General features: G+C 68.9%; 14 protein-coding genes. 6 read left to right on the forward strand and 8 right to left on the reverse strand.

Annotated elements, in window-relative coordinates; genetic code table 11:
• The first annotated feature begins 517 nt into the window (after positions 1–517).
• Positions 518–973, forward strand: a complete 456-nt coding sequence (locus Q8N19_RS10815; protein ID WP_305590524.1) for a hypothetical protein — start codon at positions 518–520, stop codon at positions 971–973.
• 36 nt (positions 974–1009) lie between these two features.
• Here the strand turns inward: Q8N19_RS10815 and Q8N19_RS10820 are convergent, their stop codons facing one another.
• The 3 genes from Q8N19_RS10820 to Q8N19_RS10830 form a co-directional block, all read right to left on the reverse strand.
• Positions 1010–1534 carry a tetratricopeptide repeat protein gene (locus Q8N19_RS10820; protein WP_305590526.1) on the reverse strand — a complete coding sequence of 175 codons (525 nt, stop codon included), beginning with the start codon at positions 1532–1534 and terminating at the stop codon, positions 1010–1012.
• A 60-nt stretch (positions 1535–1594) separates the two neighbouring features.
• Positions 1595–3421, reverse strand: a complete 1827-nt coding sequence (gene recQ / locus Q8N19_RS10825; RefSeq protein WP_305590528.1) for a DNA helicase RecQ — start codon at positions 3419–3421, stop codon at positions 1595–1597.
• An 81-nt stretch (positions 3422–3502) separates the two neighbouring features.
• Positions 3503–5242, reverse strand: coding sequence for an amidohydrolase family protein (locus tag Q8N19_RS10830; protein WP_305590530.1), 1740 nt, complete (start codon positions 5240–5242; stop codon positions 3503–3505).
• A 224-nt stretch (positions 5243–5466) separates the two neighbouring features.
• On the opposite strand from Q8N19_RS10830, the gene Q8N19_RS10835 reads away from it, so the two are divergent.
• Positions 5467–5598, forward strand: coding sequence for a hypothetical protein (locus tag Q8N19_RS10835; protein ID WP_305590532.1), 132 nt, complete (start codon positions 5467–5469; stop codon positions 5596–5598).
• Positions 5599–5618: 20 nt separating this feature from the next.
• Here the strand turns inward: Q8N19_RS10835 and Q8N19_RS10840 are convergent, their stop codons facing one another.
• Positions 5619–6122: a COG3650 family protein gene (locus tag Q8N19_RS10840; RefSeq protein WP_305590533.1), complete on the reverse strand. Its 504-nt coding sequence runs from the start codon at positions 6120–6122 to the stop codon at positions 5619–5621.
• Positions 6123–6169: 47 nt separating this feature from the next.
• On the opposite strand from Q8N19_RS10840, the gene Q8N19_RS10845 reads away from it, so the two are divergent.
• The 3 genes from Q8N19_RS10845 (at position 6170) to Q8N19_RS10855 (ending at position 8859) form a co-directional block, all read left to right on the forward strand.
• Positions 6170–7312, forward strand: a complete 1143-nt coding sequence (locus Q8N19_RS10845; RefSeq protein WP_305590535.1) for a DNA cytosine methyltransferase — start codon at positions 6170–6172, stop codon at positions 7310–7312.
• A gap of 75 nt (positions 7313–7387) precedes the next feature.
• Positions 7388–8377 (forward strand): cysteine synthase A, encoded by a 990-nt coding sequence (cysK, locus tag Q8N19_RS10850; protein WP_305590537.1) that lies wholly within the window; start codon positions 7388–7390, stop codon positions 8375–8377.
• Positions 8378–8397: 20 nt separating this feature from the next.
• The gene (locus Q8N19_RS10855; RefSeq protein ID WP_305590539.1) at positions 8398–8859 is read left to right on the forward strand and encodes a very short patch repair endonuclease; all 462 of its coding nucleotides are present in this window, start codon (positions 8398–8400) and stop codon (positions 8857–8859) included.
• Positions 8860–8934: 75 nt separating this feature from the next.
• Here Q8N19_RS10855 and Q8N19_RS10860 read toward each other — a convergent pair whose 3' ends face one another.
• The 3 genes from Q8N19_RS10860 to Q8N19_RS10870 form a co-directional block, all read right to left on the reverse strand.
• Positions 8935–9390: an OsmC family protein gene (locus Q8N19_RS10860; RefSeq protein ID WP_305590541.1), complete on the reverse strand. Its 456-nt coding sequence runs from the start codon at positions 9388–9390 to the stop codon at positions 8935–8937.
• On the reverse strand, positions 9390–11177 hold the full coding sequence (locus Q8N19_RS10865; RefSeq protein ID WP_305590543.1) for an acyl-CoA dehydrogenase C-terminal domain-containing protein: 1788 nt from the start codon (positions 11175–11177) through the stop codon (positions 9390–9392). The genes Q8N19_RS10860 and Q8N19_RS10865 overlap by 1 nt, the downstream gene beginning before the upstream one ends.
• Before the next feature lie 68 nt (positions 11178–11245).
• Complete coding sequence (locus Q8N19_RS10870) at positions 11246–11725, reverse strand: MerR family DNA-binding transcriptional regulator (RefSeq protein WP_293322234.1); 480 nt, start codon at positions 11723–11725, stop codon at positions 11246–11248.
• 202 nt (positions 11726–11927) lie between these two features.
• On the opposite strand from Q8N19_RS10870, the gene Q8N19_RS10875 reads away from it, so the two are divergent.
• Positions 11928–14384, forward strand: coding sequence for a zinc-dependent metalloprotease (locus tag Q8N19_RS10875; protein WP_305590545.1), 2457 nt, complete (start codon positions 11928–11930; stop codon positions 14382–14384).
• Between the two features lie 148 nt (positions 14385–14532).
• Here Q8N19_RS10875 and Q8N19_RS10880 read toward each other — a convergent pair whose 3' ends face one another.
• On the reverse strand, positions 14533–16215 hold the full coding sequence (locus Q8N19_RS10880) for a lysine--tRNA ligase (protein ID WP_305590691.1): 1683 nt from the start codon (positions 16213–16215) through the stop codon (positions 14533–14535).
• Positions 16216–16320 lie beyond the last annotated feature (105 nt).

Here is a 16320-nt window from a genome sequence, read left to right on the forward strand (position 1 = left end):
CGGCCACGTAATCGTCCAGCGAAGCCGGCAACAGGAACGACTGGCGCCGATCCTCACCCTCAACGAAACGCCCCATGACCAGCCCTCCGAACGATGGCCGATTCTAGCTAAATTCGCGGCGTTTTCACACAGCCTGGACCCGTTGCGGGCATCCCGTGTCAGCGGCATGTTGCCATTATGGACAGCCCGACCTCAGCTTACGTTTACATCGCTACCAGCAAGGGACTGGCTAGGTCCTACGTAGGGGTCTCGGTATCGCTCCTGGATATGGAATGGGTCTCCAAGTTTGGCGTGGACGACTTAGTCTGGTTCGAAGGTTTTTCAGATATCGCACACGCCCAAACTCGCGCGGATCAGCTGGGGGGAATGCCGGAAGGTCAGCGACGTAGCCTCTTCCTGAATGGCAATCCCGCGCAAGCCGATCTGAGCCCGCGCATCTGGGGTAGCGACGAAGAAGAAGCGTAACGTCCGCTCACCATCCGTTGCGGACTTACTGCTCCAGCGGCAGGGTGGCCCGATGGGCGATGAGAACAGTTTCCAGGACCTGATCGCCGAGCTTCCCAACTGGAACAATGGCGAAGGCGTTGGGCCGGACGCCTGGATTGAAATGATGGGAAGCTATGAACTGGCTGTCGGCTACAGCCTCGTCTTCTGGCCCAGATTCGTTGTCATTGACGGCTACGTCCTCAGAGCGGGCGCAACGGCCGACGCCCTAAGGCAATGGGAGCAGGCCACGGGCGGCGACCGTCGGGCCATTGAGGCCAGCATGAACCATTTCCATATTGCCGACCTCCATGTGAACGCCTCGAAGCCAAATGAAGCACAGCTTCGCTATATCGGTCGTGTGCTGCAGGAGACGCACAGGGCTAAGCTAGCGGCAGACTTCCCCGAGCGTCAGTTCGTCGTGCAGTTCACCGATGAGCCTGGCCTCGACTACCTCGACTACGAATTGACGTTCTGGCAGGAGGGCTAGAGGTCCGCCTCCAAACCACTGCAGAGTTGGCGCAGCTTACTGCTCCAGCTTTGATCCTCCGATGGTGCGCAAGATGGCAAGCGCTTCTTCGTCACCCTGATCAGCAGCCTTGCGGTACCAACGGAACGCCTCCTCAATGTCCTTCGGCACTCCGTCCCCGTGTTCGTACAGCCGGCCGAGATAGACCTGCGCGTACGGCTCTCCTGCTAACGCGGCATACCTGTAGTATCGGGCGGCTTCCGCGGGATCCTGCGGAACCGGACCATTCCCAATCTCGTACATGCGCCCGAGGGCTGTGTAGGCGACCCCCAACCCTTCTCCTGCGGCTTCCTTCATCCACAGAAACGCTTGCTGAACGTCACGGGGCGAGCTCGGGTACCCTCGCTCAGCAATGAGACCGAGACCGTACATCGCTGATGCATTGCCTCGCCGGGCCAAGGGGGTCCAAACTGCCGCCGCGCCAGCCAAGTCGCCCGCCTCGAAAGCGCTCCATCCCTTTTCATACGCGCCGCCGCGACGGATATCCCATCGCAGCCGCAGTCCCCGGATGAGGTTCATCATGGGAGGAGGATACGCGACACAGGTCTGCTTTCCACCCATAGCCGACTCCGCCAACCCACTTCACCCCTCAAACCCCCGGACCACCGCCAGGACCGCCTCGCCGTAGCGGGCGAGCTTGCCTTCGCCGACGCCGGAGATGGCGCCGAGCGCCCGTTCGGCGGCGGGCCTCGCCTGGGCGATCTCGGCGAGCGTCCGGTCATGGAAGATGACATAGGGGGGCACGTGCTGGCGGCCGGCTTCCTCGCGGCGCCAGGCGCGCAGGGCTTCGAACAGGCCCTGGTCGGCCGGCGGCAGGGCCAGGTCGCTGGCGCTGGCGCGGCGGCGGCCCGGAGCTTGCCGCTCGGCGCCGGGGGCGGCCTTGCGCATCCGCACCGGCCGCTCGCCCCGATAGACGGCGCGCACGCCCTCGGCTTCGCCCAGCGCGATAAGCGGGCGGTTGTCGTTGGGGTCTTCCCGCAGCAGGCCCTCGAACAGCAGCTGGTCGATCAGGTCGCGCCAGCCCGGCGCGGCCAGCTCCTGGCCGACCCCGAAGGTGGAGAGGCCGGCCTCGAAGTCGGACGGGTCCTTGGTCTTGCCCAGCAGGTGGTCCACCAGCCGGCCGCGGCCAAACCGTCCGCCCATCCGGTGGACGGCTGACAGCGCCTTCTGGGCGGCCTGGGTGGCGTCCTGGGTTTCCGGGGGGTTCAGGCACACATCGCACTGGCCGCAGGCCTCCACCCCCTCCTCGCCGAAATAGCGGCGGACCGCGGCGGCCCGGCAGCCGGCGCCCTCCAGCATGGCGTAGAGCTGGCGCACCTTTCGCACCTGCACCTGCTTGACCGCCTCGTCCATCTCCCGGCCATCGATGCGCCGCAGGGCCCAGGCGAGGTCTGAGGCGCCGTAGAGGGTGATGCCCTCGGCGGGGTCGCCGTCGCGGCCGGCCCGGCCGATCTCCTGCCAATAGGCCTCGATGGAGCCCGGCGGATCGGCGTGGATGACGAAGCGGACGTCGGGCTTGTCCACCCCCATGCCAAAGGCGATGGTCGCCACCATCACAGCATCCTCGGCCTCGAGAAAGGCTTCGAGCCGGTGGGCGCGGACATGCTTGTCCAGGCCCGCATGATAGGCCTGGGCGTCGACGCCGGCCTGGCGCAGGGCCTCGGCCAGGCGTTCGGTGCCGTCCCGGGAGCCGGCATAGACCACCCCTGACCTGCCCCGCCGCTCGGCCACCAGTTCCAGCACCCGCTTCTGGGCTGGGCCGGACTTGCGCTCGGCGAACAGGGCGAGCTCGGGCCTCGCGAAGCTGGCCACAAACTCCTGGGCGTCTTCCAGGCGCAGCTCGGCGCGGATGTCGTCCCGGGTGCGGGCGTCAGCGGTGGCGGTGACCGCCAGGCGCGGCACGTCGGGGAAGATGTCGGCGAGGCGCCCCAGCGTGCGGTAGTCGGGGCGGAAGTCGTGGCCCCACTGGCTGACGCAGTGGGCCTCGTCGATGGCGATCAGCGCCAGCGGGGTGCGCCGCAGCCGCTCCATCATGTGCGGGGCCATCAGGCCCTCGGGCGACACATAGAGCAGGTCGAGCTCGCCGGCCTCGACCCGACGCCAGGTCTGCGCCCGCTCCTCCGGTTCGATGGCCGAATCCAGCCGGGCCGCCGCCACGCCCGACTGCTGCAGGGCGGCGACCTGGTCGGTCATCAGGGCGATCAGCGGCGAGACCACGAGGCCGAGCCCGGGCCGCAGCATGCTCGGGATCTGATAACAAAGGCTCTTGCCGCCGCCAGTGGGCAGGACGGCGAGCGCGCTGCGCCCGGCCAGGGCCTCGGTGATCACCTCGCCCTGAAGGCCCCGGAAATCAGCGTGTCCGAAGGTGCGGCGCAGGACCTCCCGCGCCTCGTCGAGCGAAGCGGTCATGGGCCGCCTTATGGCGTGCGTCGGCGGGCCGGTCGAAGGGAAAACCGTGTTTGAGCCGGCCCCTTCCCCCCTATGGCGCCCCTACTCCGCGGCCATGGCCACCGGCTGCGCCTGGGCGCCGCGCAGCAGCCGGCCGGGCAGGGCGCCGGTGGGCTCTCCGTCCCGCTGGGTGATCTGGCCGGCGACGATGGTGGCCACATAGCCCCGGGCGCGCTGGATCAACCGGCGGCCGCCGGCCGGCAGGTCATAGGCGACACTGGGCGCCTCCAGGGCGAGGTTCTCATAGTCGATGATGTTGAGATCGGCCCGGTAGCCGACCGCCAGCATGCCCCGGTCATAGAGGCCGACCGCCCGGGCGGTGTCGCGGGTCTGCATCCGCACCATGGCTTCCAGGTCAAATCGCGGCCCCCGGGTCCGGTCACGGGTCCAGTGGGTGAGGTTGGAGGTGGGGAAGGAGCCGTCGCAGATCATCCCCACATGGGCGCCGCCGTCCGACAGGCCCGGCACCGCATCGGGATGGCCCAGCATCTCGTAGCTGGGGGCAAGCGAGCCCTCCGCATAGTTGAGGAAGGGCAGGTAGAGCATGCCCCGCCCGCCGTTGGACAACAGGTGGTCGAGCGCCAGGGCCTCAGGGCTGGTTCCAGCCTTCTGGGCCAGGGCCGCCAGGGTCTGGCTGGGCCGCGGCTCATAGTCCGGGACCTCGCCCATCAGATACATATTGCCCCAGTTGCGGGCCGCGGCGGCGGCGAAGCCCGGGGTCCCCGCCTCGGCCTCGGCCAACAGGGCGGCGCGAACCTGCGGGTCGGCCAGCCGGGCTACCCGCTCGGCCAGGGGCAGATGGGCCAGGCCTTGATAGGTCGGCTGCTGGCTGAAGGGATTGAGGGTCAGCTCGAAGCCAAACAGGATGCCCACCGGCCGGCCGCAGACCTGCGCCTTCATGGGCAGGCCAGCGCCGGTGGCGTCGGTCAGGGCGTCCAGCAGCAGCCGCCAGGCCTGGGGCGCCTTGGCGTGCTGGGTGAGCGAGAAGGACAGGGGCCGACCTGAAGCCTCGACGATCCGCCGCAGCATGGCGAACTCGGCCTCGGGGTCGGCGAAGTCAGAGACCACCTGCAGCACCCCCTTGCCGGCGCGGGCCAGGCCCATGGCGATGCCGGTGAGCTCGTCCTCGCCGGCCGTCAGGGTGGGCGTCGGCTGTCCGTCACTGGTGCGGTGGTTCAGGGTCCGAGAGGTGGAGAAGCCCAGGGCGCCGGCGGCCATCGCCTGGTGCGCCAACTCGGCCATGGCGGCGATGTCGGCGCCCGTCGCCGCCTCCCGGGCCGCGCCGCGCTCGCCCATCACATAGACCCGCAGGGCCGCGTGGGGCAGCTGGGCGCCGATGTCCACATCGAACCGCCGCTGCGACAGGGCGTCGAGATAGTCGGGAAAACTCTCCCAGTTCCAGGCCAGGCCCTGGGTGAGGACGGGGAAGGGGATGTCTTCCACCCCCTCCATCAGCCGGATCAGCCGGTCGTGGTCTTCGGGCCGGCAGGGCGCGAAGCCGACCCCGCAATTGCCCATGACCACGGTGGTGACCCCATGCCAGGACGAGGGCTGCATGTGCGCGTCCCAGGTGGCCTGGCCGTCATAATGGGTGTGGATGTCGACAAAGCCCGGGGTGACCAGCCGGCCCCGGGCGTCGATCTCTTCGGCGCCTGCGCCGCGGACTTCACCCAGGGCGACGATGCGCCCGTCCTTGATCGCGATATCCGCCTCATAGACCGGCGCGCCGGTGCCATCGGCCAGAGTCCCGCCGCGCACGACGAGGTCATATGCCCGTTCCAATTCGCCGCCTCCCTGGCGTGGACAGGTCTTTCGCCCGTCCTTGCGCCGATTAGCTCCCCGCGGAACCGCTGACGTCAAGCGTGCTGAGCGCCGCCGCCCTATTTCTCGCCAGATCGGCGGGATCTGGCCCGCGGGAATGCGGGTCCAGCGGAACCGCGTTCGGCCACAGCCGTTTCTGCCGGCTGGCAAGCGGCGGGCCGACCCGTCCTGAGGAGTGCAGAGCCGTGGCCCTGAGAGTCGTCTTTATCGTTCTGGCCCTGGCGGCCGTGACCGTGGGCTTCCTGTTGCCCACCCCGGGGGCTTCGCCAGCGGCCGCCGACAAGGCGCCGCAGATCGCGACCCTGGATCTCGACTGAGGCGCGACTCAAGGGTTTGCCTACCCCTCCCGGGGCATGGCGCCTTCCTTGCCGGCGCAGCCTTCCAGCGTCTCATCTCCGCTCTGCACGCGGGCCTGATAGGCATAGGTCAGGTCGGACATGCCGTCGGAACAGGCGGCCTCCCAGATCGTCACCATCAGATCGCCGCCGTCGGCGGTGCGGGTGCGCCAGACCGCGCGGCCCTCTTCCAGGACGAAGCCGGGGTTCGGGCCCTGGCTCGATGGGAAGTCCGGGCGTTCCAGGGTGATCTCCGTGTCCCTGATCCGCAGGCCCCAGAAGGGCTCGGTCCCCACCGCCCGCATCTCCCCGTCATAGGGGCCGGCCGCCACCGGCGGCGTCGGCGTCGGCGTTGGGGCGGGTTCTGCGGGCGGCGCGTCGGCCGGCGCCTCCGCCTCGCCGCCATCGGGCGCCTGGGGCTGGCAGGCGGCCAGGCCCAGGGCGAGCACGAGGGCCGCTCCGCTGAGGCGGCCAGGCATGGAGCGGACGGCGAATGGATGGCGCATGACTGGGGTCCTTTCCCGAGGGCCGGGACAGGTTAGACTCCCCGCCCATGAGTCGAAACCGTCGCCCCACCTTCTATGAATTCTTCGCCGGCGGCGGCATGGCCAGGCTTGGCTTAGGAGAGGCGTGGGACTGCGCCTTCGCCAACGACTTCGATCCGGTCAAGGCCCGCGCCTATCGCGCCAACTTCCCCGACGCTGAGGTCCATTTCCGGGAGGGCGATGTCTGGAAGCTGGAGGCGTCCGACCTTCCCGGACAGGCCGATCTCGCCTGGGCCTCCTCGCCCTGCCAGGACTTCAGTCTGGCCGGCGCCCGTGCGGGGCTGGCCGGCGGGCGGTCATCGGCCTTCTTCGGCTTCTGGCAGCTGGTCCAGGGGCTGAACGCCGAGGGCCGGGCGCCGAAGACCATCGTCATCGAGAATGTTGTCGGCCTGCTCACCTCGCATGGCGGGGCCGACTTCCAGGCCCTGTGCCAGGCCCTGGCTGACGAGGGCTATCACTTTGGCGCCCTGGAGATCGACGCCGCCCGCTTCGTGCCCCAGTCGCGGCCCAGGGTCTTCGTGGTGGCCACCCGGTCTGCGCCGCCCGGGTCCCTGATCGGCGACAGCCCGTTCCACAGCCGCGCCCTGACCGAGGCGCAAGGCCGCCTGCCAGCCGAGCTGGCAGCGCGCTGGGTCTGGTGGCGCCTGCCCGCGCCGCCCGCCCGCAACACCGAGCTTTCCAGCCTCCTGGAGGATGAGGGGGCGGTCGCGTGGCGGACGCCGGCCCAGACGCAAGCGCTGCTCGACCAGATGTCGCCCCTGCATCGTCGCCGGTTCGACGCCGAGCGGGCCGCCAAGGGCCAGGCGGTGGGCGCGGCATATCGCCGGATCCGGACCGAGAATGGCGTGCGGGTGCAGCGGGCCGAGGTGCGTCTCGATGGCCTGGCGGGCTGCCTGCGTACGCCGGCCGGCGGCTCGTCGCGGCAGATGCTGCTGGTCGGCGACGAGGGCGGCCTGCGTTCACGGCTGATCTCCCCGCGGGAGTCGGCCCGGTTGATGGGTCTGCCGGACACCTATGTCCTGCCCCCCTCGGCCAATGGCGCCCTGCATGTGACCGGCGACGGGGTGGCGGTTCCGGTGGTGGCCTGGCTTTCGGAAAACCTGCTCCAGCCGCTGATCGGCGCCGATCGCCCTGTCATCGCCGCCGAATGACCGGCTTACAATTGCGACCTGAACCCCTAAGTTCGCGTTCAAAGGGCACGACACGCGAATTTTGAAGGCAGGTCCATGGACGCCAATTCCGACAAGACCTACGACGCCGAAGGCCTCCGCCGGGCGGGCCGGGGGCGGGTTTACAACTCGATCATCGACACCATGGGCGATACCCCCCTGGTGCGCCTGCCGCGGCTGACCGCGGCGCTCAAGCCCAAGGGCGAGGTGCTGGCCAAGCTCGAGTTCTTCAATCCCATCGCCTCGGTCAAGGACCGCATCGGCGTGGCGATGATCGAGTCCCTGGAGGCCCAGGGGATCCTGAAGGCGGGCTCCACCATCGTCGAACCCACCAGCGGAAATACCGGCATCGCGCTGGCCTTCGTGGCCGCGGCCAAGGGCTATCCCCTGACCCTGGTCATGCCCGAGAGCATGTCCATCGAACGGCGCAAGATGCTGGCCCTGATGGGCGCCAAGCTCGAACTTACTCCCGCTGAGCGCGGCATGGCCGGCGCGGTTGCGCGCGCCCGGGAGATCGTCGAGGCGACGCCGGGCGCCGTCATGCCTCAGCAGTTCGACAACGGGGCCAACCCTCTGGTCCACCGGGTCTCGACGGCTGAGGAGATCTGGAACGACACCGACGGCAAGGTGGACGCCGTGATCTCCGGCGTCGGCACCGGCGGCACCATTTCCGGCGTCGGCCAGGTGCTGAAGGCCCGCAAACCCACCCTGAAGATGATCGCCGTTGAGCCCGAGGCCTCGCCGGTCCTGTCCGGCGGGCAGCCTGGTCCGCACAAGATCCAGGGCATTGGGGCGGGTTTCGTCCCCTCCATCCTCGACCGCAGCGTCATCGACGAGGTGGTCCAGGTCTCCAATGACGACAGCTTCGCCATGGCCCGCCGTGTGGCCCGGGAAGAGGGGATTCCGGTGGGCATCTCGTCGGGCGCCGCCCTGACCGCGGCCTTCCATGTGGCCAGCCGGGACGATATGGTCGGCAAGACCATCGTCGTCATCATCCCGAGCTTCGCCGAGCGCTACCTCTCCACCGCCCTCTTCGAAGGGCTGTAGGAACTGCGGAGCGGCCGGGCGTGACCGACGTCTATGACGCGGCCAAGCGCTCGGCCGTCATGCGCCAGGTCAAGGGCTCCGGCACCACGCCGGAGCGCACCCTGCGCCGCCTGCTGACGAGGCTCGGCGCCCGCTATCGCCTCAATCGCCGAGACCTGCCTGGCTCGCCCGACATCGTCCTGCCGGGCCGCAGGCTCGTGCTCTTCGCCCATGGTTGCTTCTGGCATGGCCACGACTGCGCCAGAGGGGCTCGGGTCCCGAAGGCCAACCGCGACTACTGGCTGGGCAAGGTCGCCCGCAACCGGACCCGAGACGCCACGGTCGGCGCGGCCCTGATCGAGGCCGGCTGGCGGGTCGAGGTGGTCTGGGAGTGCGAGATGAAGGACGAGGCGGCGTTGAGGGGTCGGCTGGCTGCGCTACTCAATTCTGCGCCTCTCGCGCATATCCGCCGTCATGGTCGGGCTCGACCCGACCATCCATGAATACCGGCGAACGACTGTGCGTATGGACCCTCGGGTCGAGCCCGAGGGTGACGGAGTTTGAGGTGGTTGCGCCCCTCAGGCGACCACCACCTCGGTCTTCACCGAATTGGCGATGAAGCACTCCTCGTGAGCCTCGTGGTGCAGACGCGCCAGGGTCTCGGCGTCTGGGGCGGCGCCGGCCCATTCGATGGTGGGATGCAGGGTGACCTTGGTCACAGCCTGTCGACCCGGGCTGATCTCGCTCATCACGCCTTCAGCTGCGTCGGCATAGGACGCCACGGCGAAGCCCGCCAGCCGCGCCCGGTGCAGGAAGGTGAGCATGTGGCAGGACGATAGGGAGGCCACCAGCATCTGCTCGGGATCGACCGCGCCCTCCACCGACCACTTGTTGCCCACCACATGAGACGAGGCGGTGCCCGGCACGGCTGTGCCCCGGTCGAAGCCTAGTTCGTGGCCGCGGCTGTAGCGGCCGGCGGGAAAGTCCTCCCCCGCCGACAGCCGCCAGGTGACGCTGGCGCGGTAGGTCGCCATCAGAAGGCTTCGGCCGGCAGGCTCATCAAGGTGTCGGCCCCGGTCTTCAGCTTGGTCAGATGGGCGCTGGTCTCGGGCAGGATGCGCTCCACATAGTAGCGGGCGAGCGTCAGGCGGGTCGCATAATAGGGATCGGTGTCGCCGGCGGTGATCTTGTCCTGGGCGGCCCGGGCCATCATCGCCCACATATAGGCGAGCGCCGTCAGCCCGAAGAGGTGCATGTAGTCGGTGGAGGCCGCGCCGGCATGGTCGGGATTGGCCAGGCCATTGGCCATCAGCCACATGGTGGCGTCCTGCAGTTCTTCCTTGGCGTGGGACAGGCCCTCGATGATCGGGGCGAGCGCTGGATCGTTCTCATGGGCCCCCACATAGGCGTCGATCTCGGCGAAGAAGCCCATGACGCCGCGGCCGCCCTCGGCGGCCAGCTTGCGGCCCACCAGGTCCAGGGCCTGAACCCCGTTGGTGCCCTCATAGATGAGCGCGATGCGGCAATCGCGCATGTACTGGCTGGCGGGGAAGTGTTCGGTGAAGCCGGAGCCGCCATGCACCTGCATGGCGTCGGAACAGACCTTGAAGCCGCGGTCGGTGAGGAAGCCCTTCACCACCGGGGTCATCAGCGCCATGTAGTCAGAACCCTTCTGACGGACGGCCTCATCGGGGCTGCCATGGGCCAGATCCCCGTGCAGGGCGGTCCAGAACAGGAAGGCGCGTCCGGCCTCGATGACCGCCTTGGAGTCCATCAGCATGCGGCGCACGTCAGGATGGACGATGATCGGGTCGGCGGGGCCGTCGGGGTTCTTCGGACCCGTCAGGGAGCGGCCCTGCAGGCGGTCCTTGGCGAAGGCGGCGGCGGCCTGATAGGCGGCCTCGGCCTGGGCGACCCCTTGCAGGCCGACCCCGATGCGGGCCTCGTTCATCATCACGAACATCAGGCGCAGGCCCTGGTTCTCCTCGCCCACCAGCCAGCCCACCGACTCCTCGTGCTGGATGACGCAGGTGGCGTTGCCGTGGATGCCCATCTTCTCTTCCAGGCCGGCGCAGAAGACGGTGTTGCGCGCGCCGGGCTTGCCTTCGGCGTCCGGGATGAACTTCGGCACGATGAACAGGCTGATGCCGCGGGTGCCGGCGGGCGCGCCCTCGATCCTGGCCAGGACCAGGTGGACGATGTTGTCGGCCATGTCGTGCTCGCCGCCGGAGATCCAGATCTTCTGGCCGGTGATGCGATAGGAGCCGTCGGCCTGCGGGACCGCCTTAGTGCGCAGGAGGCCCAGATCAGTGCCGCAGTGGGGCTCGGTCAGGTTCATGGTGCCGCACCATTCGCCCGAAGCGAGCTTGGGCAGATAGAGGTCCTTCTGGTCCTGGGATCCGCCAGTGTGGATGGCCGAATAGGCCCCGTGCGTCAGGCCCGGATACATGGAAAACGCCATGTTGGCCGAGGACGACATTTCCGAGAAGGACAGGTTGACCACATGGGCCAGCCCCTGGCCGCCATAGGCCTTGTCGGCCCCGATGGCTGGCCAGCCGCCGTCGACCAGGCCCTTATAGGCGGCCTTGAAGCCCTCAGGCGTGGTGACCGTGTTGTCGGGATGCCAGGTGCAGCCCTGCTTGTCGCCGATGGCGTTGAGCGGGGCCAGGACCTCGCCGGTGAACCTGGCGCCTTCCTCGATGATCTGGGCGACCAGGTCCATGGAGGCTTCGGAGAAGCCCGGCAGATCCCCATAGCGCTCGATCTGCAGGACATCGCGCAGCAGGAAGAGGTGGTCGCGGACGGGGGGCTGATAGGGCATGGGGACTCCGGTGTCGGCCGGGCCGGTCGCCCGGCCCGGTCAGGATAGGATGGTCGAGGGATGAGGCCTTATTTGGCGCCCACATGCTCCAGGCCGTCGAGGCGCTGGCGCAGCATCTGGTCATAGTCGGCCGCCCGGGGCAGCAGGTCGGGGCGGGTGGCGATGAGCTTCTGTTCCAGGTTGTTGCAGCCGTTCTTCAGCTCGCTGATCGCCCGGTCGATGTCTTCGCGCTGGCTCTCCAGGGCGACGATGCGCTCCTTGAACTTGCGCAGGGACTTGGCCATCTGGGCCGCGCCGCCGTCGTCCAGGTCGTAGAGGTCGAGGATCTCCCCGATCTCCGCCAGGGACAGGCCCACCCGCTTTCCCTGCAGGATCAGCTTCAGGCGGGCGCGGTCCTTGTAGGAATAGACCCGGTTCATCCCGTCGCGGGCCGGGGTCAGCAGGCCCTTGTCCTCATAGAAGCGCAGGGCGCGCGGGGTGCATTTGAACTCCAGGCAGAGCTGGCGGATCGTATAGGTGCGTTGGGGGCGGCGCAGGTCGGTGGGCATGTGTGGCGTCTCCGGTTGAGCCTGGTTTTTGGCGGCTTGTTTCTGGCTGACAGCGTAAGTGGCATCTTACGTCAACGTCAAGGCAAGCCCCCTGCGCGAAGACGAGGCGCCAGACCGATTCAGCCCCAGGTTTCGCCCTCTCTCGTGGACGGGCCGCGCAGGCCAGCCCTAGTTTGCCGGCAGTCAAACCGGGGGCGTCATCATGATCCGCAACACCTTGCTGGCGGCCGCCGCTGTGGCCGCGCTTTTGTCCTGTCCGCTGGCCGCTCAGGCCGCGCCGCGACCGATGGGCGAGGTCACGGCGGGGCTGACCCGAACCGAGGGGCTGATCCCCATCTATGCCGACGCCGAGCGCGGCCGGGTGCTGATGCTGCTGCCGCCGCCGGACGCCGAGGGGGTGAGCGGCCGCTACATCCATGTGGCCAGCCTGCGCACGGGCCTGGGCTCGGCGCCCATCGGCCTGGATAAGGCCAGGCTCGGCCCCTCACGGCTGCTGGCCTTCCGCCGGGTCGGGGCCAAGGTGGTGGCGGAGTACGAAAACCCCCGCTTCCGCGCGGTGGGCGCCCCTGCAGTGGAACAGGCCTCCGCGCGGGACGCCTTTGCGCCCTCCATGGTCTGGGCCGGCGAGATCCTGTCGGTGGACCCTCAGGGCCGCATCCTGATCGACGTATCCAGCTTCCTGACCCAGGACGCCCTGGGGGTGGTCGACGCCCTGAAGGGGTCGGGGGAGAGCGGCTGGAGCCTGTCGAAGGATCTCAGTCTCACTGATCCCGGTGAGGCCAAGGCCTTTCCGGAGAATGTCGAGCTGGAGGCCATCCAGACCTTCGTCTCCGAGACGCCTGGCCGGGAGGTGGCCAACATCACCCCGGACGCCAAGCGGATGACGCTCAAGGTGCGACACTCCTTCGTCAAGCTGCCCGAGCCCGGCTACGAGCCGCGGGTGTTTGACCCCCGCAGCGGCGGCAATGCGCTGCAGTTCCTCGACTTCGCCGCCCCGCTCGGTGAGCCCATCGTCAAGCAGTACGCCCTGCGCTTCCGCCTGGAGAAGACTGATCCCACCGCGGCGGTCTCGCCGGTGAAGAAGCCGATCGTCTTCTATATGGACCCCGCCGCGCCGGAAGCGATCCGCAACGCCCTGATGGAAGGGGCGGCCTGGTGGGCCGACGCCTTCGAGGCGGCCGGTTTCAAGGACGCCTACCGGGTGGAGTTGCTGCCCCCTGGCGCCGACCCCTTGGACGTACGCTACAGCATGATCAACTGGGCTGACCGGGCGACCCGCGGCTGGTCCTACGGCCAGACCATCATCGATCCGCGCACGGGCGAAATCCTTAAAGGTTCAGTGGTGCTCGGCGCCCTGCGGGTGCGCCAGGACATGCTGATCTTCGAGGGCCTGGTGGGGGCGCGCATGACCGGCTCTGGCGGGGCCAATGACCCGGCCGAGGTGGCGCTCGCCCGCCTGCGCCAGCTGGGCGCCCATGAAGTGGGCCATTCCATCGGTTTCGCCCACAATTTCGCCGGCTCCACCCAAGGCCGCACCTCGGTGATGGACTATCCGGCGCCGCGCATCCTGCTGACCGAGGGCCGGCCGGACCTGTCGGACGCCTATGCGGTAGGGATCGGCGACTGGGACAAGTTCAGCGTGGCGGCGGTCTATGGGCCCGAGCCCCAAGCCCAGGTCCTGCTGCACCAGAACGCCACATCACCGGACGGCCTGCGCTACATCACCGACGCTGATTCCCGGGGCCTGGACGTCGGCCAGCCCTGGGGCAGCCTGTGGGACGATGGTCCAGATCCGGCCGCCGAGCTCGAGCGGATGCTGGCTGTGCGCAAGGCCGCGCTTTCAAGCTTCGGCCTGGGCGCCCTCTATCCCGGCGAGCCGGTGGCCGCCCTGCGGCGCAAGTACGTGCCTATCTATCTGATGCATCGCTATCAGGTTGAGGCGGCCGGCAAGCTGCTGGGCGGGGTGGATTTCGCCTATTCCGTGATTGGCGATGGCAAGGAGTCCGCGGCCTCAGTTCCAGCCCAGGCCCAGCGCGCGGCCCTGTCGGCCCTGCTGGCGGCCCTGGATCCCGCCACCCTGGAGACGCCGCGCGGGCTCATGCCCCTGATGTCGGCCGGCCTCACCGGCCGCACCGACCGGCAGACCGAGATCGAGCTCTTCCCGACCCTGGCCGGGCCGATCTTCGATCCCCTGGCCGCCGCCGAGGTGGCCGCAGGCCTGCCCCTGGACGTATTATTGAACGACCAGCGCCTGGCCCGGCTGATCGAGCAGAACCGCCGCGATCCCTCCCTGCCCGGGGCCGGCGAGGCGCTGGACGCCCTGACGGCCAAGGTGCTCGCTGATCCCGCCGATCCAGCCCTCATCCCCATCGCCCAGCGGACCCAGGCCCGGGCCGTGCTGGACCTCGGCCGGCTGGCCCAGGACCCGGGCGCTGCGCCCGGCGTCACCGCCCAGGCGAGCGCGGCCCTTGAGGCCATCGCGGCGCGGCTGTCGGGCGCCCGGGGCGGCGATGCCGCGACGCGGGCCCACCGCGCGCGGCTGGTGGCCCTGATCGAGGATCCCGCGGAGCTTCGCCGACTGGCTGCGGCCAAGGAGATCCGTCCCGAGACGCCGCCGGGCATGCCCATCGGCTCGGCCGGCTGGCTGGATATGGACTAGGACCGGCCTCCACTTCGCCGTCATGGCCCGGCCCCGCCGGGCCATCCATGAACACCGGCGAAGGGCCGTGTGCATGGGCCCTCGGGTCAAGCCCGAGGGCGACGCGGCAATGAGTCGGGCTCCCTTGCTCAGCAAGGCTCAGCAAGGCTCAGCCAGCGACCAGGTCGCCGGCCAGGGCCTTGTCGATCAGCTCCAGGGTACGCTCGACCCCGAAGATGGCCACGAAGGAGCCGAAGCGCGGCCCCTGGCTCTGGCCGAGCAGGACTTCGTACAGCGCCGTGAACCAGGCCCGCAGGGGCTCGAAGCCCCCGGCCTTGCCGGCCTCGAACACCTCGTTCTGGATCGCCTCGGCGTCGGCGCCGGCGGGCAGGGCGCGCAGGCGGGCGGCCAGGTCCAGAATCGCCGCGCGCTCCTGGTCGGTGGGGGCGCGGAAGGTCTTCGCGGGCTTCACGAAGTCCTCGTAATAGTTGATCGCATAGCCGGCCAGGCGGTCGAGCAGCGGATGATCGGCCGGCGTCGCGCCGGGGATGTAGCGGCTGATGAAGCCCCAGAGAATCTCCTTGGTCGAGGCGTTGGCCGCCGAGACCAGGTTCAGCATCAGGGCGAACGAGATCGCCGCGCCCTCGGCCGGGGGATCGCCTCGGTGGACGTGCCAGACCGGGTTGTCGATCTGCGGGTCGTTGGCGCCCTCGGCCTTCTTGCGGTTGAAGGATTCCAGCTGCTGCAGGTACTCGTCGGTGGCCTTGGGGGCCACGTCGAAGTGCAGCCGCTTGGCCGACTTCGGCGACTGGAACATGTAGTAGGCCAGGCTTTCGGGGGTGGCGTAGCGCAGCCACTCCTCCATCGAAAAGCCGTTGCCCTTGGTCTTGGAGATCTTCTGGCCGCCCTCGTCGAGGAACAGCTCGTAGTTGAAGCCCTCCGGCGGAGTTCCGCCCAGCACCTTGCAGACCTGGCTGGAGACCTTGACCGAGTCGATCAGGTCCTTGCCGGCCATCTCATAGTCGACGCCAAGGGCGACCCAGCGCAGGGCCCAGTCGGGTTTCCACTGCATCTTCACATGGCCGCCAGTGACCGGGACTTCGACCCGCTCGCCGTCCTCGTCGGCGAAGATGATGGTTCCGCGGTCCACATGGCGTTCGAGCGTCGGGACCTGCAGCACCTTGCCGGTCCTGGGGCTCACCGGCAGGAAGGGGGAGTAGGTGGCGCGGCGCTCTTCGCCCAGCGTCGGCAGCATGATCTTCTGGATGGCGTCGAAGCGCTCCAGGGCGACCAGCAGGGTGGCGTCGAACCGGCCCGAGCGATAGGCCTCCGTCGACGACATGAATTCGTAGTCGAAGCCGAACCCATCGAGGAAGGCGCGCAGGCGGGCGTTGTTGTGGGCCGCAAAGCTCTCATGGGTCCCGAACGGGTCGCGGACCACGCTGAGGGACTTTTCCAGGTCCTCCTGCAGCATCTCCTGGTTGGGCAGGCCCGGCGGGACCTTGCGCATCCCGTCCATGTCGTCGGAGAAGGCGATCAGCCGGGTGGGGACGGCGTCGTCGGTCAGCGCCCGGAAGGCGGTGCGAACCATGGTGGTCCGCGCCACCTCGCCGAAGGTGCCCACATGGGGCAGGCCCGACGGGCCATAGCCGGTCTCGAAGATGACCGACCGCTGCAGGGGCTCCAGCGCAGCCACGGCCTCGTCGGCCTTGCCGGCATTGATGAGCGTAACGGCCAGATCCCGCTCGGCGTCGGACAGCCGCAGGCGCAGGATCCGCGCCAGCAGGGCGCGCGCCTGTTCGAACGGCCAGCTCTTGGCCCCTTGGGCCGCATGTGAAAGTCCCTGAAGCATGGCGCAGGCGGTAGCGCGCATGACCGCCTGCCTCAAGCGGCATTTGCCTGACGGGCCTTGCGTCGTGAGCTGTACGGCCCACCTGCCCCGCTTCCCTCGGGCTTG

It is taken from the genome of Phenylobacterium sp., from assembly GCF_030693405.1.
GTDB lineage: Bacteria > Pseudomonadota > Alphaproteobacteria > Caulobacterales > Caulobacteraceae > Phenylobacterium.